This is a genomic window from Chitinimonas taiwanensis DSM 18899 (assembly GCF_900119825.1).
GTDB classification, from domain to species: domain Bacteria; phylum Pseudomonadota; class Gammaproteobacteria; order Burkholderiales; family Chitinimonadaceae; genus Chitinimonas; species Chitinimonas taiwanensis.
This window is the reverse complement of record NZ_FPKR01000006.1, coordinates 126,945-153,824: the sequence shown is the minus strand read 5'-3', so window position 1 is coordinate 153,824 and position 26,880 is coordinate 126,945. Positions and strand designations below refer to the sequence as shown.

General features: G+C 59.6%; 29 protein-coding genes. 13 read left to right on the top strand and 16 right to left on the bottom strand.

The window, feature by feature from the left end; translation table 11 throughout:
* The first annotated feature begins 16 nt into the window (after window positions 1-16).
* The 5 genes from rpsK (at window position 17) to BT173_RS08965 (ending at window position 3,420) form a co-directional block, all read left to right on the top strand.
* Entirely contained in the window at window positions 17-409 is a 393-nt protein-coding gene (gene rpsK / locus BT173_RS08985) for a 30S ribosomal protein S11 (RefSeq protein ID WP_072428309.1), read from the top strand.
* Between the two features lie 15 nt (window positions 410-424).
* The gene (gene rpsD, locus BT173_RS08980) at window positions 425-1,045 is read left to right on the top strand and encodes a 30S ribosomal protein S4 (RefSeq protein WP_072428308.1); all 621 of its coding nucleotides are present in this window, start codon (window positions 425-427) and stop codon (window positions 1,043-1,045) included.
* Between the two features lie 55 nt (window positions 1,046-1,100).
* Window positions 1,101-2,084 (top strand): DNA-directed RNA polymerase subunit alpha, encoded by a 984-nt coding sequence (locus BT173_RS08975; RefSeq protein WP_072428307.1) that lies wholly within the window; start codon window positions 1,101-1,103, stop codon window positions 2,082-2,084.
* A gap of 31 nt (window positions 2,085-2,115) precedes the next feature.
* Window positions 2,116-2,508, top strand: coding sequence for a 50S ribosomal protein L17 (rplQ, locus tag BT173_RS08970; RefSeq protein WP_072428306.1), 393 nt, complete (start codon window positions 2,116-2,118; stop codon window positions 2,506-2,508).
* 90 nt (window positions 2,509-2,598) lie between these two features.
* Window positions 2,599-3,420 (top strand): symmetrical bis(5'-nucleosyl)-tetraphosphatase, encoded by an 822-nt coding sequence (locus BT173_RS08965; RefSeq protein WP_072428305.1) that lies wholly within the window; start codon window positions 2,599-2,601, stop codon window positions 3,418-3,420.
* Here the strand turns inward: BT173_RS08965 and BT173_RS08960 are convergent.
* The 9 genes from BT173_RS08960 to BT173_RS08920 form a co-directional block, all read right to left on the bottom strand.
* The gene (locus tag BT173_RS08960; protein ID WP_072428304.1) at window positions 3,347-4,171 is read right to left on the bottom strand and encodes a lysophospholipid acyltransferase family protein; all 825 of its coding nucleotides are present in this window, start codon (window positions 4,169-4,171) and stop codon (window positions 3,347-3,349) included. The genes BT173_RS08965 and BT173_RS08960 overlap by 74 nt on opposite strands.
* Before the next feature lie 79 nt (window positions 4,172-4,250).
* Window positions 4,251-5,006, bottom strand: coding sequence for a GNAT family N-acetyltransferase (locus BT173_RS08955; RefSeq protein WP_072428303.1), 756 nt, complete (start codon window positions 5,004-5,006; stop codon window positions 4,251-4,253).
* A 104-nt stretch (window positions 5,007-5,110) separates the two neighbouring features.
* The gene (locus tag BT173_RS08950) at window positions 5,111-5,299 is read right to left on the bottom strand and encodes a DNA gyrase inhibitor YacG (protein ID WP_072428302.1); all 189 of its coding nucleotides are present in this window, start codon (window positions 5,297-5,299) and stop codon (window positions 5,111-5,113) included.
* A 9-nt stretch (window positions 5,300-5,308) separates the two neighbouring features.
* Window positions 5,309-6,121: a cell division protein ZapD gene (gene zapD / locus BT173_RS08945; RefSeq protein WP_308417568.1), complete on the bottom strand. Its 813-nt coding sequence runs from the start codon at window positions 6,119-6,121 to the stop codon at window positions 5,309-5,311.
* Between the two features lie 17 nt (window positions 6,122-6,138).
* Complete coding sequence (coaE, locus tag BT173_RS08940) at window positions 6,139-6,759, bottom strand: dephospho-CoA kinase (protein WP_084658370.1); 621 nt, start codon at window positions 6,757-6,759, stop codon at window positions 6,139-6,141.
* Window positions 6,760-6,762: 3 nt separating this feature from the next.
* On the bottom strand, window positions 6,763-7,557 hold the full coding sequence (locus tag BT173_RS08935) for a prepilin peptidase (RefSeq protein ID WP_308417572.1): 795 nt from the start codon (window positions 7,555-7,557) through the stop codon (window positions 6,763-6,765).
* 75 nt (window positions 7,558-7,632) lie between these two features.
* Window positions 7,633-8,856 carry a type II secretion system F family protein gene (locus tag BT173_RS08930; protein ID WP_072428300.1) on the bottom strand — a complete coding sequence of 408 codons (1,224 nt, stop codon included), beginning with the start codon at window positions 8,854-8,856 and terminating at the stop codon, window positions 7,633-7,635.
* A 26-nt stretch (window positions 8,857-8,882) separates the two neighbouring features.
* Window positions 8,883-10,595, bottom strand: a complete 1,713-nt coding sequence (gene pilB, locus BT173_RS08925) for a type IV-A pilus assembly ATPase PilB (protein ID WP_072428299.1) — start codon at window positions 10,593-10,595, stop codon at window positions 8,883-8,885.
* Between the two features lie 199 nt (window positions 10,596-10,794).
* The gene (locus BT173_RS08920; RefSeq protein ID WP_072428298.1) at window positions 10,795-11,625 is read right to left on the bottom strand and encodes a cytochrome C assembly family protein; all 831 of its coding nucleotides are present in this window, start codon (window positions 11,623-11,625) and stop codon (window positions 10,795-10,797) included.
* Window positions 11,626-11,701: 76 nt separating this feature from the next.
* On the opposite strand from BT173_RS08920, the gene ffh reads away from it, so the two are divergent.
* The 6 genes from ffh (at window position 11,702) to xerD (ending at window position 16,347) form a co-directional block, all read left to right on the top strand.
* Window positions 11,702-13,051 carry a signal recognition particle protein gene (gene ffh, locus BT173_RS08915; protein ID WP_072428297.1) on the top strand — a complete coding sequence of 450 codons (1,350 nt, stop codon included), beginning with the start codon at window positions 11,702-11,704 and terminating at the stop codon, window positions 13,049-13,051.
* A gap of 91 nt (window positions 13,052-13,142) precedes the next feature.
* Entirely contained in the window at window positions 13,143-13,385 is a 243-nt protein-coding gene (rpsP, locus tag BT173_RS08910) for a 30S ribosomal protein S16 (protein ID WP_072428296.1), read from the top strand.
* Between the two features lie 24 nt (window positions 13,386-13,409).
* Window positions 13,410-13,943, top strand: coding sequence for a ribosome maturation factor RimM (gene rimM / locus BT173_RS08905; RefSeq protein WP_072428423.1), 534 nt, complete (start codon window positions 13,410-13,412; stop codon window positions 13,941-13,943).
* A 1-nt stretch (window position 13,944) separates the two neighbouring features.
* The gene (trmD, locus tag BT173_RS08900) at window positions 13,945-14,706 is read left to right on the top strand and encodes a tRNA (guanosine(37)-N1)-methyltransferase TrmD (RefSeq protein WP_072428295.1); all 762 of its coding nucleotides are present in this window, start codon (window positions 13,945-13,947) and stop codon (window positions 14,704-14,706) included.
* Between the two features lie 158 nt (window positions 14,707-14,864).
* On the top strand, window positions 14,865-15,248 hold the full coding sequence (rplS, locus tag BT173_RS08895; RefSeq protein WP_072428294.1) for a 50S ribosomal protein L19: 384 nt from the start codon (window positions 14,865-14,867) through the stop codon (window positions 15,246-15,248).
* 115 nt (window positions 15,249-15,363) lie between these two features.
* Window positions 15,364-16,347: a site-specific tyrosine recombinase XerD gene (gene xerD, locus BT173_RS08890; RefSeq protein ID WP_084658368.1), complete on the top strand. Its 984-nt coding sequence runs from the start codon at window positions 15,364-15,366 to the stop codon at window positions 16,345-16,347.
* A gap of 55 nt (window positions 16,348-16,402) precedes the next feature.
* On the opposite strand, the gene BT173_RS08885 is transcribed toward xerD, so the two are convergent.
* Complete coding sequence (locus BT173_RS08885) at window positions 16,403-16,690, bottom strand: PsiF family protein (protein WP_072428293.1); 288 nt, start codon at window positions 16,688-16,690, stop codon at window positions 16,403-16,405.
* Window positions 16,691-16,822: 132 nt separating this feature from the next.
* On the opposite strand from BT173_RS08885, the gene BT173_RS08880 reads away from it, so the two are divergent.
* Both BT173_RS08880 and BT173_RS08875 read left to right on the top strand, forming a co-directional pair.
* Window positions 16,823-17,548 carry a YebC/PmpR family DNA-binding transcriptional regulator gene (locus tag BT173_RS08880; protein WP_072428292.1) on the top strand — a complete coding sequence of 242 codons (726 nt, stop codon included), beginning with the start codon at window positions 16,823-16,825 and terminating at the stop codon, window positions 17,546-17,548.
* A 504-nt stretch (window positions 17,549-18,052) separates the two neighbouring features.
* Window positions 18,053-19,114, top strand: a complete 1,062-nt coding sequence (locus tag BT173_RS08875; protein ID WP_072428291.1) for a porin — start codon at window positions 18,053-18,055, stop codon at window positions 19,112-19,114.
* 541 nt (window positions 19,115-19,655) lie between these two features.
* Here BT173_RS08875 and BT173_RS08870 read toward each other — a convergent pair.
* The 6 genes from BT173_RS08870 to BT173_RS08845 form a co-directional block, all read right to left on the bottom strand.
* Window positions 19,656-20,741, bottom strand: coding sequence for an ABC transporter ATP-binding protein (locus BT173_RS08870; protein WP_072428290.1), 1,086 nt, complete (start codon window positions 20,739-20,741; stop codon window positions 19,656-19,658).
* A 78-nt stretch (window positions 20,742-20,819) separates the two neighbouring features.
* Complete coding sequence (gene nagZ, locus BT173_RS08865; protein WP_072428289.1) at window positions 20,820-22,310, bottom strand: beta-N-acetylhexosaminidase; 1,491 nt, start codon at window positions 22,308-22,310, stop codon at window positions 20,820-20,822.
* A 100-nt stretch (window positions 22,311-22,410) separates the two neighbouring features.
* Window positions 22,411-23,277, bottom strand: a complete 867-nt coding sequence (locus tag BT173_RS08860; protein ID WP_072428288.1) for a carbohydrate ABC transporter permease — start codon at window positions 23,275-23,277, stop codon at window positions 22,411-22,413.
* Window positions 23,278-23,301: 24 nt separating this feature from the next.
* Window positions 23,302-24,171, bottom strand: a complete 870-nt coding sequence (locus BT173_RS08855; RefSeq protein WP_072428287.1) for a carbohydrate ABC transporter permease — start codon at window positions 24,169-24,171, stop codon at window positions 23,302-23,304.
* A 178-nt stretch (window positions 24,172-24,349) separates the two neighbouring features.
* Complete coding sequence (locus tag BT173_RS08850) at window positions 24,350-25,618, bottom strand: ABC transporter substrate-binding protein (protein ID WP_072428286.1); 1,269 nt, start codon at window positions 25,616-25,618, stop codon at window positions 24,350-24,352.
* Window positions 25,619-25,830: 212 nt separating this feature from the next.
* On the bottom strand, window positions 25,831-26,829 hold the full coding sequence (locus BT173_RS08845; RefSeq protein WP_245794155.1) for an SIS domain-containing protein: 999 nt from the start codon (window positions 26,827-26,829) through the stop codon (window positions 25,831-25,833).
* Between the last annotated feature and the right edge of the window lie 51 nt (window positions 26,830-26,880).

Here is a 26,880-nt window from a genome sequence, read left to right as displayed (position 1 = left end):
CACTTAAGGAATAGCAATGGCTAAAGCAAACACAGTGCGTGTACGGAAGAAAGTCAAAAAGGTCGTGTCGGAAGGCATCGTGCACGTGCACGCTTCCTTCAATAACACGATCGTGACCATCACTGATCGCCAAGGAAATGCTCTCTCCTGGGCTACCTCGGGCGGTGCTGGTTTCAAGGGCTCTCGGAAAAGTACACCATTCGCAGCCCAGGTGGCGGCGGAGCATGCTGGTAAAGTTGCCCAGGAATACGGTGTAAAGAACCTCGAAGTTCGCATCAAGGGACCCGGCCCCGGCCGCGATTCCGCTGTGCGTGCGTTGAATGCGCTGGGCTTCAAGATCACCAGCATTTCCGACGTTACCCCCGTACCGCACAACGGCTGTCGTCCGCCGAAAAAGCGTCGTATTTAATTCCGGAGACCCGAGATGGCACGTTATATCGGACCGAAATGCAAACTGTCGCGTCGCGAAGGAACAGATCTGTTCCTGAAGAGCGCGCGTCGTGCACTCGATACCAAGTGCAAGTTGGACAGCAAGCCAGGCCAGCACGGTGCTAAGCAGCCCCGTCTGTCCGGCTTTGGCGTTCAACTGCGCGAAAAGCAAAAGATTCGTCGTATTTACGGCGTTCTGGAACGTCAGTTCCGTCGTTACTTTGAAGAAGCCGCACGTCGCAAGGGTTCGACCGGCGAGAATCTGCTCAAGATCCTCGAAGCTCGCCTCGACAATGTGGTGTACCGCATGGGCTATGGCTCGACCCGCTCCGAAGCGCGTCAGCTGGTCAGCCACAAGTCGATCACCGTGAATGGCAAGGTTGTGAACATCGCTTCCTACCAGGTCAAGGCTGGCGATGTGGTGTCGGTACGTGAGAAGTCGAAGAAGCAAGTCCGCATCCAGGAAGCCCTGGCGCTGGCTGAACAAATCGGTTTCCCGAGCTGGGTCAGTGTCGATGGCAAGAAGATGGAAGGCGTGTACAAGGCCTCTCCGGAACGCAGCGACCTCTCCAGCGACATCAACGAGCAACTCGTCGTCGAGTTCTACTCGAAGTAATCGCCGTACCGTTAATTCGGACTGCAGCTCGTTTCGATAAAGGGATTGATTGTTTATGCAAAGCAACGCGAATGACTTGCTGAAACCGCGCATCATTGATGTGCAGGCATCGTCGTCTACTCAGGCGCGTGTCGTGATGGAGCCGTTTGAGCGTGGTTACGGCCATACGCTTGGCAATGCATTGCGCCGTATCCTGTTGTCGTCCATGCCGGGCTATGCCCCGACAGAGGTGAAGATCGAAGGCGTGTTGCATGAGTACTCGGCACTTGACGGTGTTCAGGAGGATGTCGTTGACATTCTGTTGAACCTCAAGGGTGTGGTGCTCAAGCTGCACGGCCGTGGTGAAGCACTGCTGACCCTGAAGAAAGATGGCGAAGGCCTGGTCAAGGCTAGCGATATCGAAGTCCCGCACGACGTCGAGATCGTTAACCCCAACCACGTGATCGCCAATCTGTCTTCGGGCGGTAAGCTGGCCATGGAGATCAAGGTTGAGAAGGGTCGTGGTTATCAACCGGCCGTAGTGCGCGTGGATAAGGAAGAGGGTCGTAATATCGGCTCCATCCTGCTGGATGCTTCGTTCAGCCCTATCCGTCGCGTCAGCTACGCCGTCGAAAGCGCTCGCGTCGAGCAGCGCACCGATCTGGACAAGCTGGTGATCGACATCGAAACGAATGGTGCGATCGATCCGGAAGAGGCGGTCCGCTACGCGGCTCGCGTTCTGGTTGAGCAGCTCGCTGTCTTCGCCGACCTGAAGAGCACGGAAGTTGAGCCGGAGGCGCCGCGTGCACCTCAGGTTGACCCGATTCTGCTGCGTCCGGTGGATGATCTGGAACTGACCGTTCGTTCGGCCAACTGTCTGAAGGCTGAGAACATTTACTACATCGGTGACCTGATCCAGCGCACTGAGACCGAACTGCTGAAGACCCCGAACCTGGGCCGCAAGTCCTTGAATGAAATCAAGGAAGTGCTGGCATCCAAGGGTCTGACGCTCGGTATGAAGCTGGAAAACTGGCCGCCGGTCGGTCTGGAAAAGCCGTAATCCAGGCTGGAATGACAAAGGATAGAGACTCATGCGTCACCGTCAAAGTAATCGCAAACTGAATCGCACGACGAGTCATCGTCTGGCGATGCTGCGTAACCTGGCTAACGCGCTCCTGAAGCACGAGGTCATCAAGACCACGCTGCCGAAGGCTAAAGAACTGCGCCGTGTAGCCGAGCCGCTGATCACCCTGGGTAAGCAAGAACGTTCGGTCGCAAACCTGCGCCTGGCCTTCGACCGCACTCGTGATCGCGAGCTGACCCTCAAGCTGTTCGATGTACTGGGCCCGCGCTATAAGAATCGCAATGGTGGTTACCTGCGTATTCTGAAGTACGGCTTCCGCCAGAACGACAACGCCCCGATGGCGCTGGTTGAACTGGTTGACCGCCCGGATGAAGCAGTTGCGGTTGAAGCTGGCGAGTAATCGTCGGTTTTGAAGAAAGCCAACCTTAGGGTTGGCTTTTTTTATATCTGTATTCGGCCAAGTAAGCGGGCTGGGTGCTTGGGGGCTTAGATGGCAAGTTATGTGATTGGCGATGTGCAGGGCTGTTTTGCCGAATTGAGCGCTTTGTTGACCAAGATAGACTTTGCGCCAGGTCGGGATCGTCTGTATCTGGTGGGGGATCTGGTCAATCGTGGTCCTGGGTCTCTGCAGGTATTGCGTTGGGCCTATGAGCAGCGCGAGCACATTCAGGTGGTACTGGGTAATCACGATCTGCATTTGCTGGCCGTGAGCGTAGGTCTGGCCAAGCAAAGGCGCGGCGATACGCTGGAGGCTATCCTGACCGCGCATGATGCGGACCTGCTACTCGCCTGGTTACGTGCGCAGCCTCTGGTGCAGGCTGTTGGACGCTACTTGATGGTACATGCTGGCCTGATGCCCGGCTGGTCTGCCCAGCAGGCGCTCGCGTTGTCTGCCGAAGTAAGCGCCGTGCTCAATAGCGAGCAGGGCCCCCATTTTCTGGCGGCAATGTATGGCAATCAGCCTGACTATTGGGATGATGGATTGCAGGGCATGGATCGTTTGCGCGTGGTGGTGAACACCTGTACCCGCATGCGCATGCTGAGCGCGGATGGGCGACTGGAGCTCGGTTTCAAAGGTGAACTTGCCGACGCGCCAGCCTCACTGCGTGCATGGTTTGATCTGCCTTGCACCGTTCGAGCGGGACATACCGTCTTATGTGGGCATTGGTCGGCGCTAGGCCTGCTGATACGCGAGGATGTGATTGCGCTGGATACGGGCTGTATCTGGGGTGGGTCGCTTAGTGCGCTGCGTCTGGATGACGGGCAGTTGTTTCAGGTGCCGGCTGCCCCGCGTCCGCCTGCGCAGTACTAGGTGCGTCCAATGCGACACGTGCCGCTATCCATTGCTCGGCCTGCATGGCCAGCTCGCGCCGACTCGAGGTCGCTGCAGCCAGTCGAGGAAAATAGTCCAAGCGTACCTGCAGGCTAGGTTCGGCCATGAGACGGGTAAGCGAAGTCCACAAGCTCATGTCGTCGATATAGGCGGCCGCCAGGCTGCGCGCGCCATGCTGGTCGTAGTAGTTGATGGCGACGGCTTGAATATGGGCATGCGATTCGACGGCGGGTTGCAACAGGGAGGCATTGAATGCCCGTGTGCTCATCCCATCGCTGGTGCCACCCTCGGGGAAGACCGCAATGCAGTCCCCGTCTTGCAGTGCATGGGCAATCTGCTTATTCACCCTGCGGGTGTCATGTCTACGCTCTCGGGTGATGAACAGCGTGCCCGTCTGCGCGCATAACCAGCCTATCAGCGGCCAGTGACGTACTTCCGCCTTGGCAACAAAGCGGGCAGGGAAAACGCTATTCAGTACAAAGATGTCCAGCCAGGACACATGATTGGCTACCAGTAGCGTGTTATGCGGGCGATGTGTGGGCGCTGCGCCATGCGTCTGGATATGAATCGCCAGTATGGTGCACAGGCGGCGCGACCAACGCTGGATTGCCGCCTCGCGCACCTTGCTGCTGCGCAGAGGGAAGAGGAGACCGACCTCAAACAGGCCAAGCAGGAAGTGCAGGATCAGGCGTGCGCAGCGCCAGCTGCGTAGGGGAAGAGAGGTTTTCATAGTGAGCGGCCGCCAGTGTAGCCGTGCCGGCGTACGCGTGCCACCCGATGCGATGAAAACCTCTGAAAGGCTTGGTGTGTTAATCCTGCTTGAGCGGCTGGCGTGTGAAGCGGCGGTTGATGCGGCTAAGCGGCATCAGCACAAAGACATCCGCGGTATTGAAGTCTGGGTCCCAGGCTGGGTCGCCACATACATAGGCGCCGGCGCGTAGGTAGGCGCGGATTAGTGGCGGCACTTCGACTGCCGTGTTGGCGTCGAGCGCATCCAGTGGTAGCGGGCAACGCGGGAAGACGCGCCACTCGACCGGAGAGAGTGCCTTTTGTTGCAGCTGGCGGTAGACACTGGCGGCCATATGCCCGCCATCGGCCATGCTGATGCTTGCGCAGCCTGCCAGATACTCGTAGCCGTGCTTGGCCATATAGTCCGCCAGGCCGGACCAGAGCAGGGCGATGGTGGCGCCATTGCGATAGCTGGGATGCACGCAGGAGCGACCGATTTCCACCATGCTGCTGCGCAGATGCTGGAGGCGTGTCAGGTCGAACTCGGTATCCGAGTAGTAGCTGCCCAGTGCGCGTGCCTGGGCGGGCGGAAGGATGCGATAGGTGCCGACGACTTCTTGGCTGTCTTCGTCGCGCACGATCAGATGCTCGCAATGTGCGTCAAACAGATCGACGTCCAGTCCCGGCGTGCGTGTATTCAGGCGTGCACCCATTTCCTCGGCGAATACCCGATAGCGCAGGGTCTGGGCAGCAACGATATCGCTGGCCTGTGTGGCTAGCGATACCGACAGGCGAGGACGCTGGGCGCTGGCGGCTTGGTGTTCAGTCAGTAGCATGTGCTCATTACTCCTATCCCAAGAATCTCGGGATGAAGTTAGAGCCTCATGATTGCGCTGAGGTGACTGCTAGATGAAGGATTTTTGATGGCCTGGCGATGTCGCTACTGGCGGTCGTCATCCGCTGCCGGAGGTGTATCGCCGGGGATGCTGTAGCGCTCGGTGGCCCAGGCGCCGAGATCGATCTGCTTGCAGCGTTCCGAGCAGAAGGGGCGCCATGGATTGTCGCTAGACCATGGGCTGAGCTTGCCGCAGCTGGGGCAGGCAACTTGGCGTGCTATCGGGGTGGTCATAAAGCGGGCTTACAGATTGCAGAAGGCGAGCGTGAATTCCACATCATGCTCGCATTGACGTGGGCGATCCGAATTGGCAACCGGGGAGACGAAGCGAACATTGATCGCGTATTTATTGGCGGATAGCTCGGGCACATAGGGCAGATTCTCATCCACACTCACCTTGAGCAGCTGCACAGTCTTGCCGCCAGACATCTGCTGGAATGCGCCGTTACGCGCTAGGAGCGGAAAGACCTTGGCGCTATTGCGCAGAATGCGCAGCACAATGTCGATGCCATCCTTGATTGGCAACATGGGGTTCAGCCAGCCATTGATGGCGTGCTGGCGCTCGCCTACGGCTTGTTGCTGCCAGTAGTGGTAAGAAGGTAGATCGAACTGACAAACGCCGCCCGGAATGCCGGAGCGCTGCTTGATGGCCATCAGCCATTCGTTCTCTCGCAGGTGCTGGGCAAACTTGCCGGTCGGTTCTAGCAAGCGGGTGTGGGTGTGCTCGATGTCGGCCAGCACCATGTCGAGTGCTTCTTCGGAAATCTGCGGATTATCACGCAGTGCTTCCAGCGTCTGGCGCTGGCGCTCAAGCTCCTGCAACAGATCGGATTTCAGATCAGCCCGCCCCGCCACTTCCATGATCTCAAACAGACAGAGCAAGGCCGCGTGATGCTCAAGCGCATGCTCGCGCCCTGAGAAAAACGCGGCGCGATTGTACAAATCCTCCAGCCTTAGCAGGGTGCGGATTCGTTCATTGACGGGGAATTCGTAACTGATCACGGTGGCCGGGCCGGCTGCTTTGACGGTGTTTGGGCCCGATTGTGCAAGATTCACGCCGCTTTGACAAATGATTAAGCTGAATCTTGTTCTGATTCATGAGCTTGCGTGTACTTCTTGTGTAATTCCTTCACTTTCTCTAGTAGGCTGTCGAGGTCGGCATCATTCAGGATGACCTCGTCGGCCAGTGCGAGCTTAGCGGCGCGGGGTAGCTGCTGATGCATGATGGCGAGCACCTCGTCGCGGCTAAGTTGGCTACGGGCCATCACGCGGCGGATTTGCAGCTCCTCGGGGCAGTCGACCAACAGGCTTTGATCGATGATCCCGGCGTAGCTGCCTGTCTCGAATAGCAGGGGAACGGCCAGCAGCGCATAGGGCACCGAGTCTGGGAGTGCGGCGAGCTGGCGGATGGCTTCCGCGTATATCAGGGGGTGGAGTGCAGACTCGAGGCGTTGTTTGGCGGCCGCGTCGGTGAAGATGCGCTTGCGCAGCTTGGCGCGGTCAATGCTGCCTGCGTCGTTGAGGTAATCATCCCCGAATAACTGAGCGACAGCTTTCGCCCCCGCTTGCCCGGCTTGGCTGAGGGCATGTGCAATCTGGTCGGTGTCGACCAGAGCTGCGCCCAAGGCGACGAAGGCTTCGGCTACTGTGCTCTTGCCCGAGCCTATGCCGCCGGTAAGACCAATAATGCGCACGCGTCAAATACGCCAAATCATCTGCTGCAGCTGCTCACCCCAGACCAGGGCAATCAGCGCCGCCAATGCCAGATAAGGGCCGAAGGGCAGGGGCTTGCTCCAGCCGCGCTTGGCTAACAGAGTGAGTGCTATACCAAGCACGGCACCGACCAAAGAAGAGAGCAGGATGACGATGGGTAGGCTTTGCCAACCCAACCAGGCGCCAATGGCGGCGAGCAGCTTGAAGTCGCCGTAACCCATGCCCTCCTTGCCAGTTAGCAGCTTGAATAACCAATAGACTGACCACAGGCTTAGGTAGCCCGCCACGGCCCCTATGACGGCATGCGGCAGACTGACCAAGCCGCCGTACAGATTGAACAGCAGGCCCAGCCAGAGCAGAGGCAGGGTCAGATCGTCCGGTAGCAGATAGGTATCTACGTCGATCCAGAACAAGGCCACTAGGAACCAGCAAAACACAATGCTACCGGCGGCAATCCAGCCCCAGCCGAAATGCAAGGCAAGGCCCGCGGACAGCGCTGCGGTGATCAGCTCCACGCTAGGGTAGCGTATCGATATGGCCGTCTTGCAATGCCGGCATTTACCCCCCAAAACCAGCCAGGACAGCAGGGGGATGTTGTCATAACCGGCAATCGGCGCGTTGCAACCCGGGCAGCAAGAGCGTGGCGTAACTAGGTTGTACCGTGGGCTAGTGATGACCGGCGGTTCTTCCTGATCGAGGAGCGCACATTCTGAACGGAAGGCCGTCTCCATCATTCGCGGTAGACGATGGATAACGACATTCAGAAAGCTGCCCACCAAGAGGCCAAGCAAGAAGACCGTTGCAACAAAGAAAGCTGGCTGAGTGGACAGCGCGAACCAAAGGTCTGCCAAGGTCTAACCGCCCACCGCCGCACCCATCTTGAAGATGGGCAGATACATGGCAATGATGATGCCGCCGATGATGGGGCCGAGCACCATCATGATGATGGGCTCCATCAGGCTGGTCATTGCATCCACCGCTTCATCCACTTCCTGCTCGAAGAAGTCGGCAATCTTGCCCAGCATGGCATCTAGCGCACCTGACTCTTCGCCAATGGCGACCATCTGAAGCACCATGGGAGGGAATACCTCACTGTTCTGCATCGATACGGTCAGGCTGGTGCCGGTGCTGACTTCGTTCTGGATACGCTTGGTGGCGTCGGCGTAAATGATATTGCCCGAAGCGCCACCTACTGAGTCCAGTGCCTCCACTAACGGTACGCCAGCCGCGAACATGGTGGACATGGTACGTGTCCATCGGGCGATGGTGGCTTTGCGAATAATCTCGCCAAATACGGGCACCTTCAGCGCAGTGCGATCCATCCAATGCTGGAAGCCGCGGGAGCGTTTTTTCAGTTCAATGAATCCATAAATACTCAAGCCAATGGTGCCAAAAATCCCCCACCAGTAGTTAACGAAGATTTCAGACATGCTAATCACGATTTGGGTTGGCAGTGGTAAATCAGCGCCAAAACCTGCGAATAGGTCTTTGAATGCAGGGATAACAAAAATCATGATGACGGCAATAATGACCACCGCTGCAACAATGATTGCCATTGGATAAAAGAGTGCCGATTTGATCTTGCCCTTGATGGCTAAAATTTTCTCTTTATAGGTTGCTAAGCGATCTAGGAGTGCGTCTAGAATACCGGCCTGCTCTCCCGCTTGAATTAGATTGCAGAACAGTTGATCGAAGTACAGGGGATGTTTGCGAAAGGCTTGTGTCAAGCTTGAGCCAGTTTCAACATCATTCTTGATTTCAAAAAGCAGTCGAGATACGTTGGGGTTGGCATGTCCCTTTGCCACAATGTCAAAGGCCTGCAGCAGCGGCACACCGGACTTCATCATGACAGCCATCTGGCGAGTGAAGAATGTAATATCCTTTTCGGTTATTCTTTTCCCGCCGGAGCTGGATTTCTTCTTTATTTTGCTGACGTTTATGCCTTGGCGGCGTAAGTTAGTGCGCACCACGGTGTCACTGCCTGCGCGCATCTCACCCCTGAGGGTTTTTCCTGTCTTGTCCTTGCCTTCCCATGAGAAGGTGTATTCTTTAACCTTTGTTTTTTTCTCGGCCGCCATGAGCGTGCTCCTAATTATTAATTCTTTTATTCGTTAGTAACGGCTTCGACTTCGGTAAGTGAAGTCATGCCTTGCTTAACTTTAAGTAAGCCGGATTGCCGCAAGTCGCGGACCCCTTCGCGACGCGCTTGGTCGGCGATATCGATGGATGTTCCTTGTCGCATAATAATGCGCTGCATTTCTTCCGAAATGGGCATCACTTGGTAAATACCTACGCGACCTTTATACCCGGTGCCTTTGCATGCATCGCAGCCTACAGGACCGTAAGGCTGCCAGCTTCCATCAAGATCTTCCGGGCTGAATCCTGCGCGGATGAGTGCTTCGGGTGGAATCTCAATCGGCTTCTTGCATGCAGAGCAAAGTTTGCGGGCGAGTCTTTGACCAGTGATCAAGATCACTGATGAGGCAATATTGAAGGGGGCAATACCCATATTGAGCATGCGCGACAGCGTTGCTGGTGCATCATTGGTGTGTAGCGTCGAGAACACCATATGGCCAGTTTGAGCGGCTTTGATCGATATGTCGGCCGTTTCAAGATCGCGAATTTCACCTACCATAATGATGTCGGGATCTTGGCGCAGGAAAGATTTCAATGCCGCCGCGAAAGTCAGGCCCGCCTTATCATTCACATTGACCTGATTGATGCCGGGTAAATTGATTTCGGCTGGATCTTCCGCGGTCGAAATATTAATGCCGGGCTCATTAAGGATGTTCAGGCAGGTATACAGCGACACGGTTTTGCCCGAGCCTGTTGGTCCAGTAACGAGAACCATCCCGTACGGGCGATGCACCGCTTCGAGTAGCGCGGCCTTTTGATCGGGCTCATAGCCTAGTGCGTCAATACCCAGTGTTGCGGATGTTGGGTCAAGAATCCGCATACATATCTTCTCGCCAAATAAAGTTGGCAACGTGGAGACGCGGAAGTCGATAGCGCGGCTTTTGGACAGAACGAGCTTCATCCGTCCATCCTGCGGGATGCGCTTTTCGGAAATGTCCAACTTCGAGATCACCTTGATGCGCGAAGCGATTTTTTCTTTGATCGCCAATGGTGGTTGTGCTATTTCCCGCAGGACGCCGTCAATTCGATAACGGATGCGGTAGAACTTCTCATAGGGTTCGAAGTGAATGTCGGATGCGCCGCTGTTAATCGCATCCAGTAGGATTTTCTGAATATATTTAACGACAGGTGCGTCATCAACCTCCATGGTGCCTGCGTCAGGTTCTGCGCTAGGCTCGTCGCCGCCTGCCATTTCCAGTTCATCTTGATCAATGACTAGATCTTTTAGATTGGCGCCGCTCGCTTCGATTAACTTTTCAATCAACTGGCCAAGTTTATTGTCCTCGACCACAATCGGCTCGATCATTGCGCCGGTCTGGAATTTGGCATCTTCCAGTGCCTTAAGATTGGTTGGGTCGGAGATGGCGACAAAAAGCTTGGTGCCGCGTTTAAATAAAGGGGCAATGCGACGCGTTTGCATCAACTTTGGATCAAGTACGCCTGTGGGAATATAGGCGGAGTCCAATTGGGCTAGGTCCACCAGCGGGTAGCCAAAGGTTGCCGCGGCGAATTCAGCAACTTTACTGGCGCTGATTTTCTTGCTGGCGATAAGTGCTTGGACGAAATGACTATTGGCTGCGAGGCTCTGGGTGTGAATGGCCTCGGCATCCGCTTCCTGAAGGTGGCCTTGCTGTACCAATGCGCGTGCGATGCCGGAGAGCGGTGTGGATGCTTGCGCCATGGTTGAGCTTCCTAGGTTGGGCAGCAGGGCACTTTTGGTGCCATGCGGGATGAGACGTAGATATTGAAGGCTGACAGAAATAATGCCTTTGTCAAGTTGGTCTGTAAAGGCGCAAAGCCTTATCCCATCTTGGCTGTAGCCACATTTGCGAGCTAGAGCAAATGCTTAAATTTTTTGCTTGATTGACTGTGCGGTGGCTTTAGTTATTGACTAGGCCATCCAATACAAAACGGCTGCCGATATAGGCCAATAGCAGTAAACCAAAGCCGGCTAGGGTCCAGTTGATGGCGGTGCGTCCGCGCCAGCCACGCGCATGGCGGCCCCAAAGTAGGGTGGCAAAAACCAGCCAGGCGGCTAAGGAGAAAATCGTTTTGTGATTGAAGCTCAGCGCGCGGCCGAATAATTCCTCGGCAAATATGGCGCCAGTGGTCAGTGTGGCCGTCAATAAAGCTAGGCCCAGCGATAGTGTGGAAAACAAGAGTTTTTCCAGTGCGAGCAAGGGGGGGAGTTGTTGCAGCAAGCTACGTCCTGGGTGATGTAGCGCTCGGTCAGCCAGGCGCATCAGTGTGGCTAGGCCGGCAGCAACGGCGAAGAAACCATAGGACAGCATGGCAATCGCGAAATGCACCTGCATCAGTGGCTTGGCTAGCCAGGGGGTGGCGTGGCCGGTGGGAAGCAGCAGGGCGGCGCCCAAGCTCAGGGTGGCGACGGGCAGCAGGATGGCCTGCAGGCCTTCCAGTCTGATCAGGTAGGCGGCGGTCCAGTAGATGAGTACGGCTAGCCAAGTTAGCAAGCTCAAGGCCTCGCGGGCGCCGAAATGCGCGGGCGTCATCGCAATGGGGGCAAAGGCCAGTGGCGCGTGCGCCAGCAGCAAGGCGCCCAGCAAAGCATGTTCTGTACGCAGTCGCTGTGGCGTCATGGTGAGGCTAGCCGAGCGACGCGTGATCATGATCCAACTGCTCAGAGCCAGATAGGCAAGCCAGATGATGAGGGCGTAGCTGTTGGCGGTGATGGCGGTAAAGGGATTCAAGCGCTTAACTCGGGTAAACTCACGCGTTCGAGTTTAACAGAGCGCTGCCCGGGCGGCGCCGATTGAGAATCGTTCCATGTTCGATAGTCTGCAGAATCGCCTCTCCTCTGTCGTCAAGACGCTGCGCGGCCATGCGCGCCTGACGGAAGACAATATTGCCGAAGCGATGCGCGAGGTGCGCATGGCGCTGCTGGAGGCTGATGTTGCGCTGCCGGTGGTGAAGTCCTTTATTGCGGATGTGAAGGCGCGCGCAGTTGGCGAGGAAGTGATGGGTAGCCTGTCGCCGGGTCAGGCGGTGATCGGCGTAGTGCACGATGAGCTGAAGAAGCTGATGGGTGCGCATAACGACGCACTGAACCTGGCGGCCGTGCCGCCGGCCATCGTGCTGATGGCGGGTTTGCAGGGGGCGGGTAAGACCACCACTACCGGTAAGCTGGCCAAGCGCCTGAAAGAAGAATCGAAGAAGAAAGTGCTGGTGGTGTCTGCCGACGTTTACCGCCCGGCAGCTATCGAACAGCTGAAGTTGCTGGCCAGCCAGGTGGGCGTGGAGTGGTTCCCTTCCGATCCCAAGCAGGCGCCGGTCGATATTGCCCGGGCGGCCCTTGATCATGCCAAGCGGCACTTCTTCGATGTGTTGATCGTCGATACGGCCGGTCGTCTTGCCATCGATGAGGCCATGATGGCCGAGATCAAGGCGCTGCATGCGGCGCTCAATCCGGTGGAAACCCTGTTTGTGGTCGATGCCATGCAGGGTCAGGATGCCGTCAATACCGCCAAGGCCTTCAGCGAGACCCTGCCGCTGACGGGGGTGATTCTGACCAAGCTGGATGGTGATGCGCGCGGTGGTGCGGCGCTGTCGGTGCGTCAGGTAACCGGTAAACCGATCAAGTTCGTCGGTGTGGGCGAAAAGGTCACCGGCCTAGAGCCCTTCCATCCCGAGCGTATGGCTTCGCGCATTCTGGGCATGGGTGATGTGCTTTCACTGATCGAGCAGGTACAGCAGACTGTCGATGTGGAGGAGGCGCAGAAGCTGGCCAAGAAGATGAAGACCGGTAAGGGCTTCGATCTGGAAGACTTCAAGGCGCAGATTCAGCAAATGAAAAAGATGGGCGGCATGGCCGGCTTGATCGACAAATTGCCGGGCATGGGCCAGTTCGGTGCTGCCATGCAGGGGCCGGATGCCGATAAGGCGATGCGCCGCGTGGAAGGCATCATCAATTCGATGACCATGGAAGAGCGCCGTAAGCCGGAGCTGCTCAAGGCCAGTCGCAAGCGGCGTATTGCTGCGGGTTCGGGGGTGTCGGTGCAGGAGGTGAATCGCTTGCTGGCCCAGTTCGAGCAGATGCAAAAGATGATGAAGCAGTTCTCCGGCAAGAATATGTTCAAGATGATGAAGGGCATGAAAGGCATGCTGCCCGGCATGTAATCACTTGAGTTGAAAGATGTTCTTGCGAAATGCCGTGCTTGGCGTGTACAATCCGCGGCTTTTTCCGCCTAACCGAATTTAGGAAACACAAATGGTTGTGATCCGTCTTGCCCGTGGTGGCGCCAAGAATCGCCCGTTCTTCAATGTGATCGTGGCTGACAAGCGTTGCCGCCGCGACGGCCGCTTTATCGAGCGCATTGGCTTCTACAACCCGGTCGCCAAGGATGGCGAAGAGGGTGTGCGTATTGCCGCTGATCGTCTGAACCACTGGATCGCTCAAGGCGCCCAGATGGCTGACAGCGTCAAGAAGCTGGTCAAGAACCTGCCGGCTTAATTGTCGCAGGTGACTGGCGCCGACATGAAGCCGGCGAAGCAACAACCCATCGCTGTGCCAGATGATCTGGTGCCGATGGGTTTTGTCGCAGGTGCGTTTGGTATTCGTGGCTGGGTAAAGGTTGTTGCCGATACTGAGTTCGCGGAGAGTTTGTTCGACTACCCGATCTGGTGGCTGGGCCGTAATGGCCAATGGCGCGCCTACAAGGTCGTCGATAGCAGCGTGCAGCCGAAGAATCTGAATGCCCAACTGGAAGGGGTGAGCGACCGTGACGTCGCCGCCGCGCTGAAGGGCATGACGGTTGCTGTGCCGCGTAGCGAAATGCCCCCCGCTGCCGAAGGTGAGTACTACTGGGCCGATCTGATCGGTCTGGAGGTGGTCAACTTGCAGGGCGAAAAGCTGGGCAAGGTGCAGAAGCTGCTCAGCACGGGCGCGAATGATGTGCTGGTCGTCCAGGATGGCGAGACCGAGCGGCTGATTCCCTTCGTCGGGGCGATCATTGCCGCGGTGGACCAGGCGACGGGTGTGATTCAGGCCGATTGGGGCCTGGATTACTAAGGTGCGTTTCGACCTCGTCACCATCTTCCCTGGCATGTTCGATGCGCTGACCGCGCATGGCGTGACCCAGCGGGCGCGCGACCAGAATATTTTTGGTCTGCGCTGCTGGAACCCGCGCGATTACGTCAGCGATAACTATCGCCGTGTGGATGATCGCCCCTATGGCGGCGGTCCTGGCATGGTGATGTTGCCCGAGCCGCTCGAAATGGCGATCGAGGCTGCACGGACTGCGCAGCGGGCAGATGGGGTGGCGCGTTCGCGCGTCATCTATATGTCGCCGCAAGGTGCGCCACTCACGCATGCCAGCGTGATGCGCTTGCTGCAGGAACCTGGCCTGATCATCCTGGCTGGGCGCTATGAAGGCATCGACGAGCGCGTGATTGCGCGCCAGGTCGATGAAGAGATTTCCATTGGTGACTACGTGCTTTCGGGCGGCGAGTTGCCGGCCATGGTGCTGATCGACAGCATCGTGCGCCACCTGCCCGGCGTGCTCAACGATGCCGCGTCGGCGCAGGAAGATAGTTTCGTGGACGGTTTGCTGGATTGCCCGCATTACACCCGTCCTGAGGAATACCGCGGCATGGCGGTGCCGGATGTCTTGATGTCCGGTAATCATGCCCATATCAGGCGCTGGCGTCTGAAGCAGGCGCTGGGGCGGACGTGGTTACGTCGGCCCGAGTTGCTGGCTCAGCGTCAGCTGACAAAAGAGGAAGCTCGGCTTCTCCGTGAGTTCCAGGCTGAACACCAGCCAGACAACACGTAGAGAGGCATCGTACAGTCAGCGAGCGAGCAGGCCGAGGCCGTTTCGAGAAGCGCAGCCGTACTTAGGTACGGCGAGCATCGCAGAAGCGGGATCGGCTTGCGCAGCCGCTGAATGGGTGATGCCGGAGAAGGAACAGGCTTCACAACCGGAGTATTACGATGAACCTCATCGCAAAGCTGGAACAAGAAGAAATCGCCCGTCTGGGCAAGACCCTGCCTGAATTCGCCCCTGGCGACACCGTGATCGTTCAGGTCAAGGTGAAGGAAGGTAACCGCGAGCGTCTGCAGGCTTATGAAGGCGTGGTGATTGCCAAGCGCAATCGCGGCCTGAACAGCTCCTTCATCGTGCGCAAGATCTCCTCGGGCGAAGGCGTGGAACGTACGTTCCAGACCTACTCCCCGCTGGTGGCCTCGGTGGAAGTGAAGCGTCGTGGTGATGTTCGCCGCGCCAAGCTGTACTACCTGCGCGATCGTTCGGGCAAGTCCGCACGTATCAAGGAAAAGCTGCCGGCTCGCAAGGCCGTGGCTGCTGCCGCAGAGTAATTCGACCATTCATGGGTCAATCAACGCGAGTGCCGCAAGGCCTCGCGTTTTTTCTTGCCCGTGCTTGGCGGGGCTGCGGCCTGGCGCCATCATGCACAGGGCAAGTGAGGACGGAATGAGCGAACAGACGAGCGATGCGATGCAACTGGCCCTGGCGCGTGTCGACAGCTTTATCGATGCCGCCTGGCTGGCGGACGGGTGGAGCACGCATACCGCTAGCAACTACCGGCGCGATCTTGTTCAGTGGGTGGAGTGGCTGCATCAGCAGGGCTTGGATAGCTTGCAGGCTACGGCGGAGCAGCTGCGCGACTTCCTGGCCGAGCAGGCTAGGCTGTACGAAGCGAATGCGGGCTTGAGCCTCAGTCAGCGGCGCGAACTGCCTGTGCTGCAACGGGGTAAGAACGCTGCCTCGCGTGCGCGCTTGCTGTCGGCTTTGCGCCGTTACTACCGCTACTGGCTGGAGGAGGCGCAGATTGCGCTCGACCCTACCGCCGAGCTGGACGGGCCACGTCTGGTGCGCCCGCTGCCGAAGACACTCAGCGAGGCCGAGGTCGAGGCCTTGCTGGGCGCGCCCGCGTCCGATACCGCGCTGGGCCTGCGCGACCGGGCCATGCTGGAGCTCATGTATGCGACTGGCCTGCGCGTGTCCGAGCTGGTTGCTCTGCCGCTGGCCGCCCTGGACCTGCAGGCCGGGGCAATACGTATCGAGCAGGGTAAGGGTGGCAAGACGCGCATCGTGCCGATGGGTGAGCTGGCGCGCCAGGCGCTGGACGCCTATCTACAAGGCGGCCGTGCCGTGCTGCTTGGCGGGCGCGCGCATGCCATCACCTTTCTCAACCCCCGCGGCGAGCCACTGACCCGCCAGGGCTTCTGGTTTATCGTCAAACGCTATGCCGCGCAAGCCGGTATTGCCAGTACGCGGCTCAGCCCGCATGTGCTGCGCCATGCTTTTGCCACCCATCTGGTTAATCACGGTGCTGATCTGCGTGTGGTGCAGCTCTTGCTCGGGCATACCGACATCACGACTACCCAGATCTATACCCATGTCGCGCAGGCACGTTTGCAGGCGCTGCATAGCCAGCATCACCCGCGCGGCTAGCCGGCAATGCAAAACGGCCTGCTAGGCAGGCCGTTACAGTGCAATGTGCGGGTGCTTACTTCTTCAGGCACTCGCTCATGAACTTCTTGCGCTCATCACCCTTGAGCGCCTTGTTGCCCGCGTCGGCATTACAGCTCTTCATCTTGTCCTGCTGGGTTTGCGGTTTCTTCTTCAGGCATTCGCTCATAAAGGCTTTGCGCTCATCGCCCTTCTTGTCGGCGGCGGCCTTATTGCATTCCACCATCTTGTTCTGTTGCTTGGTGGCTTCCTTGGCCGGCATATCGGCAGCGTGGGCGGCGCCGAAGGTGAGCAACAGGGCGGTGATCAGGGTGATGCGGGCCATGGGGAGGACTCCTGGTTGGGAAAATATGCCAAACGAGTGTAGGCCAGTGTGCATGGGCCGGCAAATCCTTGCTCTTGGGGCTGTGCTAAAATCCGCGCCTTCCCGTGACTTGTTCTGCAAGAGGTTTACACCATGGCCGGCCATTCCAAGTGGGCGAATATTCAACACCGCAAGGGTCGTCAGGACGCCAAGCGGGGGCAGCTGTTTACGCGGCTGATCAAGGAAATCACCGTTGCAGCCAAACTGGGTGACCCGGACCCGGCCACCAACCCACGTCTGCGCCTGGCGGTGGACAAGGCATTGGGCGCCAATATGCCCAAGGACAATATCCAGCGCGCGATCGATCGTGGCGCCGGCAATCTAGAAGGCGTCGACTATATCGAAACCCGCTACGAAGGCTATGGCATTGGTGGTGCGGCGGTGATGGTCGATTGCATGACCGATAACAAGACCCGTACCGTGGCCGATGTACGCCATGCCTTCAATAAGTACGGCGGCAATATGGGCACCGATGGCTGCGTGGCCTTCCAGTTCAAGCATTGCGGCTATCTGATCTTTGCGCCGGGCACCAGTGAGGATGCGCTGATGGAAGCCGCGTTGGAAGCGGGTGCCGACGATGTTCTGACGCACGAGGATGGCGCGATCGAAGTGATCACCCCGCCCTATGAATTCGTCAATATCAAGGAAGCGCTGGAAAAGGCCGGCTTCAAGGCCGAGATGGGCGAAGTGACCATGAAGGCCAATGTGGAAACCGAGCTGAGCGGCGAAGATGCCGTGAAGATGCAGAAGCTGATCGATGCGCTGGAAAGCCTCGATGATGTGCAAGAGGTCTACACCTCGGCCGTCATGGACGAGTGAGCGTTCTGGTCAAACAGAAGAAGCCGGCGTAAGCCGGCTTTTTTCTTGTCTGTCATCCGCTGATCCTTGCGTGAGCAACTGACTACTTCTCGGTATCTAACTGGTATTTCCTGTCGGATTCCTTCGTCATATTTTGCTCGGATAATACCGGTATTACATCTGTTTCAGCACCATGCATCGCCAGATCACACTGCGAAGAGCCCATCCAAAACGCTTTGGATCAAACGCTTCTTCGCGGTCTCTTTCGGCGTTATGTCGGCTATCTGCTTGATATTGCGAAGCTATTTCAATACCACTTTGTATGGATGCGGCCAAGTTGTGTTGGATTTGTTGCACTGGTGCGACAACTCTACTTCCAGTGAAATACAAATATGTAACCACTTTGTGGATTTGGTTATGCTTGGTTCCAGGCGAGGTTGGCAGGGGTGCTGACCGGGCCAGTTGGCTGCTCGCAGTCAATCGGGTTCGAGGACCGATCAAATTCACAATCATGGAGAAACAGAAATGATCAATCGCGTGATGATCGCCGCTGCCGTCGCAGCCGCGTTTTCCGCCCCGGCCTTCGCCGGCCTGAATCTCGGCGGCTCTGCCGAAATGAACTTCGTTTACGACAAGGGTCAGACCGAATACGGTGATGACTCTTGGCGTTCCAGCCTGGACCGCGGCATCGTGATCAATATCGATGGCGATACCAAGCTCGATACTCTGGGCAAACTGAACTTCCGCGTCTCGCAGAAGGTTGCCGAAGGTAACAAGACCCCGTCGGTCGGTTCGCGTGAGGCCTGGGTTGGCCTGAGCGGCGACTGGGGTACTTTCCGCGGTGGTCGTCAGTTCCTGAACAGTTACCTGACGCTGGACTGGCCTTACGGGCAGGGCGGTTTCTGGGAACTGGCTGAACGTGACCTGGGCAACTGGGGTGGTGGCGGCAAGGTCACGGCACCTATCTATGTCTCGCAGTCGCTGAACTACCTGTCGCCGAACTTCGGTGGTTTCAGCTACGGCGTGCAGTACGCCTGGGCTGAAAAGGGTGAAAGCGCCAAGCTGAGCGATGGCGCGACCACCGATCTGTCGGTCAACTACGCTGCTGGCAATCTGGGCCTGAACGCGGGTTTCCTGACTGCCAAGGGTGTGAGCAACTTCGATGGTGATACCGATAACGATCCTAAAACTCCTGCATTGCCAGCAGATAATGGCGACAAGGATAAGCAGTTCTATCTGGGCGCTACCTACAATGTGGGCGGTGGTCTGAATGTACGCGGCCTGTATACCGGCTACGAGCACAAGAGCACGGCCGGCGTGAAGGCCAAGGGTAGCGATCTGCTCGCGGCACTGACCTATGGCTGGGACAAGAGCTATGTGAAGCTGGGCCTGCTGCATCGCAACGACAAGGCTTCTGCCTTGACCGGCCAGAAGGACTTCAATCTGGTGAAGGCTGAGTACGGTTACAGCCTGGCTTCCAATGTGGTCTGGTACGGTCGTGTCAGCCAGAAGAAGTGGGGCAAGGACTCGGTGGGTGATGGCGAGAGCTACACCCAGTTCCTGACCGGCGTCTGGGCTGGCTTCTAATCCAGTTTGGCGTTTAGGCGGTAGCAAAAAGGGCGACATCAGTCGCCCTTTTTGCGTTATCAGTTCCGCTTGCCGAGGCATGCTGAGCGCAGGGTGGATTCATTGGGCGGTGTGCTGGCCGCTGGATGTGCGGTTTGCCACCTACGCGGGCCGGCCAGCCTTGGCGTGCAGAAAAAGCGGCGCAGGCTGTGATGGAGTAGGTCGTTATGCGGCTCGAACCGCGCGTTCACAAGGCCTGTTCAATTGAGCAAGCCTGCGGCTATCGATATCGCTAGGCCTGTGCAGGGCTGGTAAGCGCTGTGCGGATCCGGACAGTCTGAGGGGGGAGATGGCTGTCGCTGTCTTGAGCCCGCTGTCTCAATGGCTAGCCGCATTCAGGCATCGCAAAAAAAGAGGGCGCGGACCGCGCGGTGGCGAAACCGCGTGTGTGCCGCGCCGGAGAGGAGTGAAGCTGGGCTAGGACGGGTGTCGCTGATTTGGTCTGGCTGGCGGCACCGTAAGTGGCGCCGCGCGGCCAACGGGGTTAACGCAGGAACAACTTTCAGGCCGCCACGGCCTCGCGGCTGCGCAGGGCCAGGGCGCGACCATCGGCGCCAAACACATGGCAGTGCTGGGTGTCGATGGCCAGCTGGATGGTGCTGCCATTGGCCGGGGTCTGGCCGCCGCTGGCGAGCTTGAGGGCTAAGGCTTCCTTCACGCCCTGCACATGCACGTAGGCAATCTGGGTGTCGCCCAGATGCTCGACGATATCGACCACCGCGCTCACGCCACTGGCGGCAATGCGCAGATGCTCGGGACGTACGCCGATGGTCACGTTCTCGCCATCCGGACGGTCTACGCGGATATCCAGCACGGCCTTGTCGGCCAACTGTAGCTTGCCGCCGAGCACCTTGGCGGGCAGGAAGTTCATCTTGGGCGAGCCGAGGAAGCCGGCCACGAAGAGATTGGCCGGGCTTTCATACAGCTCGAGCGGCGTGCCGACCTGTTCGATATGGCCGCCATTGAACACCGCAATCCGGTCGCCCAGCGTCATCGCTTCCACCTGGTCGTGGGTCACATAGATCATGGTGGTGGCCAGCTCCTTGTGCAGCTTGGCCAGCTCGATGCGCATCTGCACGCGCAGCGAGGCGTCCAGATTGGACAGCGGCTCGTCGAACAGGAACACATCGGGCTTGCGCACAATGGCGCGGCCAATGGCCACGCGCTGGCGCTGGCCGCCCGACAGGGCCTTGGGCTTGCGATCGAGCAGATGAGTGATCTGCAGCACTTCGGCGGCGCGGTTCACCGCGGCCTCGATCTCGGCCTTGGGCTTCTTGGCCAGCTTGAGGCCAAAGCCCATGTTTTCGCGCACGGTCATATGCGGGTAGAGCGCATAGCTCTGGAACACCATGGCCACGCCGCGCTTGGCGGCCGGTACATCGTTGACCACCTGGCGGCCTATGCTCAGCTCGCCGCCGCTGATGTCCTCAAGGCCGGCAATCATGCGCAGGGTGGTGGTCTTACCGCAGCCCGAGGGGCCGACGAAGACCATGAATTCACCATCCCGGATGTCCAGATTGATGCCGTGGATGACGGTGGGGCCGTCTTCGTAAGTCTTCTGCAGATTCTTCAGTTTCAGTTCGGCCATGGCCGGGATTCCTATCGATTGTCGCCGCAGGGCGGCCTGTTGCAGGTCCGCGCCCCTGCGGGCGCAGGCGTCGTTGTCTCAGAGTTCAAGTGGGGCGGGCAGTTGGCCGCGGGCTTGCAGCTCCTGCTTGAGCCAGCTCACCACCGCATCCAGCGCGGGTTCGGCAAAGCCGTAGGTCAGCAGGGCCGGGCAGGCCAGGTCGCCGGCCGCATACGGGTTCCACAGCGCCAGGTGCAGATCGGGGCGCCAGGTCTCGCGCTGCACCGTGTCGTAACGCTCGCGCGTGGTGGCGGCCACGATGGTGAACACACCATCCTGCGGCAGGCTGGCCCAGTTGAGGTCACTGCGCTTGGCATAGGACACCACGTCCAGTTCATACAGTGGCGCCAGCTTGGCGATCAGCACGCTGGCCGACAGGCCGGCTTCCGATACGCCATCGGACGGTGCATCGGCCTGCAAGACCAGGCGCACCTTGCTGCCCAGCACCGGGCGGCGAGCTTCGCCCACCAGGGTCAGCGCGCGAGCCCAGGCGCGCGCAAACAGCGCGCGGTCGGCCGCTTCCTGGTCCGAGCTGTAATGGCGCTGCACCGAGGGGAAGCGCGCGGTCATCGCGTTCACGCGCGCATCGGCCTCGGCCAGACGCTCGGCGCTGACTTCGCCCTTGGCCACCGCGGCCAGCAAGGCGTCCTTGGACGCGACCATCTCATCGCTGAACTGCAGCACCAGCGATAGATCGGCGCCGGCGCCCAGCGCCAGCACCGTGCCGCGCGCCTGGCCCCAGCGCTCGCGGATCGCCTTCATATTCATGCCGTCGGTAATCGTCACCCCGGCATAGCCCCACTGGTCGCGCAGCAGGGTTTGCAAAATCGGCTTGGACAGCGTGGCGGGCAGCTCGGCATCGAAGGCCGGGAAGACGATGTGCGCGCTCATCAGACCGGGGGTCTGGTGGATTAGCGCATGGAAGGGCGACAGCTCGTACTGCTCGATGGCGGCGCGCGATTTGTCCACGATGGGCAGATCGAGGTGGGAGTCGGTATGGGTGTCGCCATGGCCGGGGAAGTGCTTGACGCAGGTGGCCACGCCCTCGCCCAGGTGGCCGGCCATCCAGGCGGCCGCCAGGCGCGCCGCCTTGACCGGGTCGGCGCCGAACGAGCGCTCGGCGATCACCGGGTTTTTCGGATTGTTGTTCAGGTCCAGCACCGGCGCGTAATTCCAGTTCACCCCGAGTGCGGCCAGGCCACGCGCCACCGCAGCGCCTACCTGGTAGGCCAGCGCCTCGTCATCGGCAGCACCGAGCGCCATGGCCGACGGGGCCTGGGGCATGAATAGCGTGCGCATCACCGCGCCGCCCTCCTGGTCCATGCCGATCAGCACATCGTCGCCAATCGCCGCTTTCAGGTCGGCGATCAGCTTGCGCGTGGCTTCAAAGCTACTCACATTGCGGCGGAACAGGCAGATGGCGCGGAAGTGATGTTCGCGCAGAAAGGCGGCCTCGTCGGCTGTCAGGGTGTCGCCCGCCACGTCCACCATCAGGGCGCGGCCGGCCAGTTTGTTCAGGTCTTGGGTCATGGTTTGCAGGCAAATCGACAAGAGTTTGAATGGGGTGGGTGCTGTCGCTGGGGCGGCCATCCGGCCCGGGCTGGCCGGGGCGGATGGCTGCGCCGCTGGCTTACTTCACCGCGCCATCGAAGCCGCGCAGGAAATAACGCTGGGTGAACAGGAACATGATCAGGATGGGGAGCACGGTCAGTACGGCACCGGCTGCCACCACCCGGGTCTTGAAGCTGAAGGTGCCTTTCAGATAGGACACACCCACGCTGAGCGGGAAGTTCTCCACGCTGGTCATCACGATGGACGGCCAGATGTACTGGTTCCAGGCGCTGACCAGGGTCAGGATGGCCAGCGCGCCCAGGGCCGGTTTGGCCAGCGGCAGCATGATCTTCCAGAACACTTCCCATTCATTGGCGCCATCGACCTTGGCCGCGTCGATCAGGTCCTGCGGCACTGCTTCGAAAGCCTGCTTCATCAGGAAGATGCCCACCGCGCCAGCCAGATTGGGCAGCACCACGCCGCTGACGGTGTCGGTGAGGCCCAGCTTGGACACGGTGATGAAGTTGACCAGGAAGTTGACCTCGCTGGGCAGGATCATGGTGGCGACGATGGCGCCGAACACCCAGTTGCGCCCGGCGAACTTCATGCGCGCAATCGGGTAGGCGGCCAGGCTGCAGATCAACAGCGTGCCGATCACGGTGGCGCCCGAGATCAAGATCGAGTTCTTGTAGAAGGCCCACACATCGATGGTCTGGAATACCTCGAGGAAGTTCTGCAGCCCTGGCTCGGTGGGCAGCAGGGCGGGCGGGAAGCTGTACACCTCGCCCGCGGTGGACACGGCGGTGACCAGCGTCCACCAGAACGGGTAGACGGTGATCACGGCCAGGGCCGACAGCACCAGATAGTGCACGGTGCGGTTGAGCAGGCGCTGGCGGCTGATGGAGCCGATGCGTTTGGCCGGCGTGGCGGCGACGGGAGCGGTCATGGTATGGGTCTCTGACATGGCGGCTTACTTGGTCTTGGGGGTCAGGTAGCGGAAGTTCAGCCAGGCCAGCGCAATGCAGAACAGCGAGACGATGAAACTCGCCGCCAGCGCACGGCCGAAATTGAGCGACTTCATCCCGAATTCGTAGGCGTAGTAGAGCGCGGTGAAGGTGGACTGGTAGGGGCCGCCCTGGGTCATGATCTGCACTTCCTCGAAGGCCTTCACTGCCGCCAGCACCGACATGATCGAGCACAGCAGGATGGTGGGCATCAACAGCGGCACGGTGATACGCCAGAACTTTTGCCAGGCATTCGCGCCGTCCAGGGTGGCGGCCTCGTACACATCCTGCGAAATCGCCTGCAGGCCGGCGAGGTAGAGCACCATATACCAGCCCAGACCGCGCCAGATGGTCACGAACATCACCGCCAGTAGCGCGATGCGGTCGTCATTCAGAAAGCCGATCGGCTCGTTGATGATGTGCAGCCAGCGCAGAATGCCGTTCAGCGCGCCGTCCTCGGTGTACATGAAGTTCCAGATCACCCCGATCACCGACACGGTGGTCACCACGGGCAGATAGTAGGCGGCACGGTAGTACTTGATGCCGGGCAGATTATTGTTGACCAGCACGGCCAGCAGAATGGCCAGCACCTGGATCACCGGCACCACGATCAGATAGATGGCCGAGTTCTTCAGCGACATCAGGAACAACTCGTCGTCGAGCAGTTCGCGGAAGTTGTCCAGGCCTACCCAGACCGGCGCATCGATCAGGTTGTACTTGGTGAAGGCGATATAAGAGCCGAAACCGACCGGCCAGAACGAGAACACCAGCAGCAGCGCGATGGCTGGTGCCAGGAAGGCATAGGCCGTCAGATTGGCCTTGCTTGAGTACTTCATCTTGATTCACTCCAGGGAAGCTGCGTCTGGTATCGACGCGCACAGGCACGCCGATGCCGGACGGCGCTCGGACGAGCGCGGTCCGTACGGCTGCCCACCGTGTTACCGGGATAGCACGGTGGGCAGACGATCGCTGCAGGCCGGCCCGGTCGGCGAGGACTCGGGCCGGCCAGTGCGCTTACTTGGCAGCCAGCTTCTGGTTCCAGAAGTTGGCGGCTTCGTCCAGCGCAGCCTTGGCGTCCTTGCGGCCGGTCACGGCTTGCTCGATGGCGGCGCCCAGCTTGTTCGACAGCACTTCCGAATCCTTCACGCCGGTGAGGAAGACGGTGCGGGTGTTGTCGAGGTTCTTGGCGGCCTGGGCAATCGCCTTCTCCACCGCACCGGCATTGGCCGGCAGGGTTTGGAAGAAGGCGTCCTGGGCGGTCTTCTTGGCGGTCGGCAGGGTGCCGGCCAGCTTGGAGAAGGCCAGTTGGTTCTCGGCATTGGTCAGGTAGTTACCGAGCTTGCCGATTTCCGGCAGCAGGGCCTTGTCCACGTTCTTGGCCACGCCGTAGTTGAACATCCAGCCGCCCGAGGCGATGCCGGTCTTTCCGACCGGTGCGCCAGCCACTTCGGTCACCTTGTAGATGGCTGGTGCATCGTCACGCACGCGGGTCATCGAGGACGGCACCGACACCAGCATGGCCATGCGGCCGCTGTTGTAGGCGGCCATGGAGACCTGGAAGTTGTCCTGGGCGAACAGATTGTCCTTCAGGAAGGCGCCCGACTTGTAGGCGGCGGCCAGCTTCTTCACCAGGGCCACATGGGCCGGCGAGTTGAATACGGCCTTGCCGTCCTTGATCACATCGAGGCCTTCCTGCAGGAAGAAGCCTTCCACCTTGGTCGGGCCCAGGGCCGGGGCAAAGCCGGCAATGCCGGTCTTGGCCTTGATGGTCTTGGCGTAGGCGATCTGCATGTCCAGGGTCTTCGGTGGCAGCTTGGGGTCCAGGCCGGCCTTCTTGAAGATCTCGGTGTTGTAGGCGATCACGTTCGCGCCGTTGTAGAAGGGGAAGGCCCAGGTCTTGCCGTCAAACTGCACGTCCTTCAGGGCGCCGGCCACGTACTGGCTCTTGTCGATCAAGCCGTCCAGCGGCTGGATCAGACCATCCTGCTTGTAGTCGTAAGCCCAAGGCACATTCAGGTTCACCAGCGCAGGCGGCTTGCCAGCGGCCACGGCGGCGGTGAACTTGGCCTGGATCACATCCCACGGATAGTCGGTCCACACCACTTCCACATTCGGGTTCTGGGCGTTGTACTTGTCGACCACACCCTTGAAGTAATCGTTGAACTTGGGCGACAGGCTCATGGTCCAGAATTCGAGCTTCTGCTTGTCGGCCGAGAAGGCAGGGGCGGAAGCGGCGAAGCTGGCGGCGACGATCGCGGCGGTCATCAATTGCTTGAATTTCATCTTTGTGTCCATCCAAAAGTGACTGAGTAATGTCAGGGTCGGTGGCGCATGCCACCAACCAACTTTCGCGCCGCCGGGGTTCGAGGAGGACAACGGCGCAACCTTCTTGCTGGGGTATCTAGTACTGCTTTTTTTATGTGCTGCTGTACTGCGTGTTACTGCTTGCTTCTGCCAGCCGGGTGGGTAGTCCGGCCAGCTAAAAATCGGTGTGCTTAGCGGGTCAGCGTGACCTTGTTCAAGTGGCGCGGCTGATCGGGGTCGAAGCCGCGTGCGCGCGACAGCGCCTCCACCATCGGGTAAAAGGCGGCCACCGCGGTAATCGCATCCAGCTCGGGCACCGGCGCGGCGGGTAGCAGCAGGTCGCGGCTGGCCACGTCTTCCGGTGCGGCCAGCAGCACGCTGGCGCCGCGGCCGCGCATCTCCTCGGCCAGCTTGATCTGGCCGGCCTGCGACGGGCCTCGTGGGGCGAAGATCAGCAGCGGGTAGCCATCGTCAATCAGGGCCATCGGGCCATGCTTGATCTCGGCGCCCGAAAACGCTTCGGCCTGGATGGCGGCGGTTTCCTTGCACTTGAGCGCGGCTTCCATGGCCACTGGCAGGGTCAGGCCACGGCCGACCACCATGATGCGTTCGGCGTCGCGGAGCAGCTCCACTGCACGCGACCAATCGGCATCCTGGGCGCGCGCCAGCGCGTCGGGCAGGGCCTGCAGGCCATCGAGCAGCGCACTGTCATTGGCCCAGTGGCCGACCAGGCGTGCACCGGCAGCCAGGCTGGCGATATAGCTCTTGGTGGCGGCCACCGCGTACTCGGGGCCGGCTTCCAGCGGCAGGCACCATTCGGCTGCTTCGCCCAGCGGCGAGGCCGGGTCATTGACCAGAGCCACGGTCTCGGCACGGCCGGCGCGAAAGCGCTTGATCGGCTCGACTACATCCGGGCTGCGGCCCGACTGCGAAACGGCCACGGCCACGGTACCGGCCACGTCCAGCGGGGCGTCGTACATGGTGACCAGCGACATGGGCAGCGATACCGACAGGCGCCCGAGGCGCAGCATGGTCAGGTAGGAAAGATAGGCCGAGGCATGGTCGGAACTGCCGCGTGCCACGGTGATCATGGCGTGCGGGTCCTGATGGCGCAGGCGTTCGCCCAGCGCCTTGAAACGGGCATCCTGCTTTTCTGCCTGGCGCGCAATGGCCGCAGGGCCTTCGCGCATCTCTTTCCACATACAAGTAGTCACTGCTGCTTCTCCACGATGCGGCCAGCC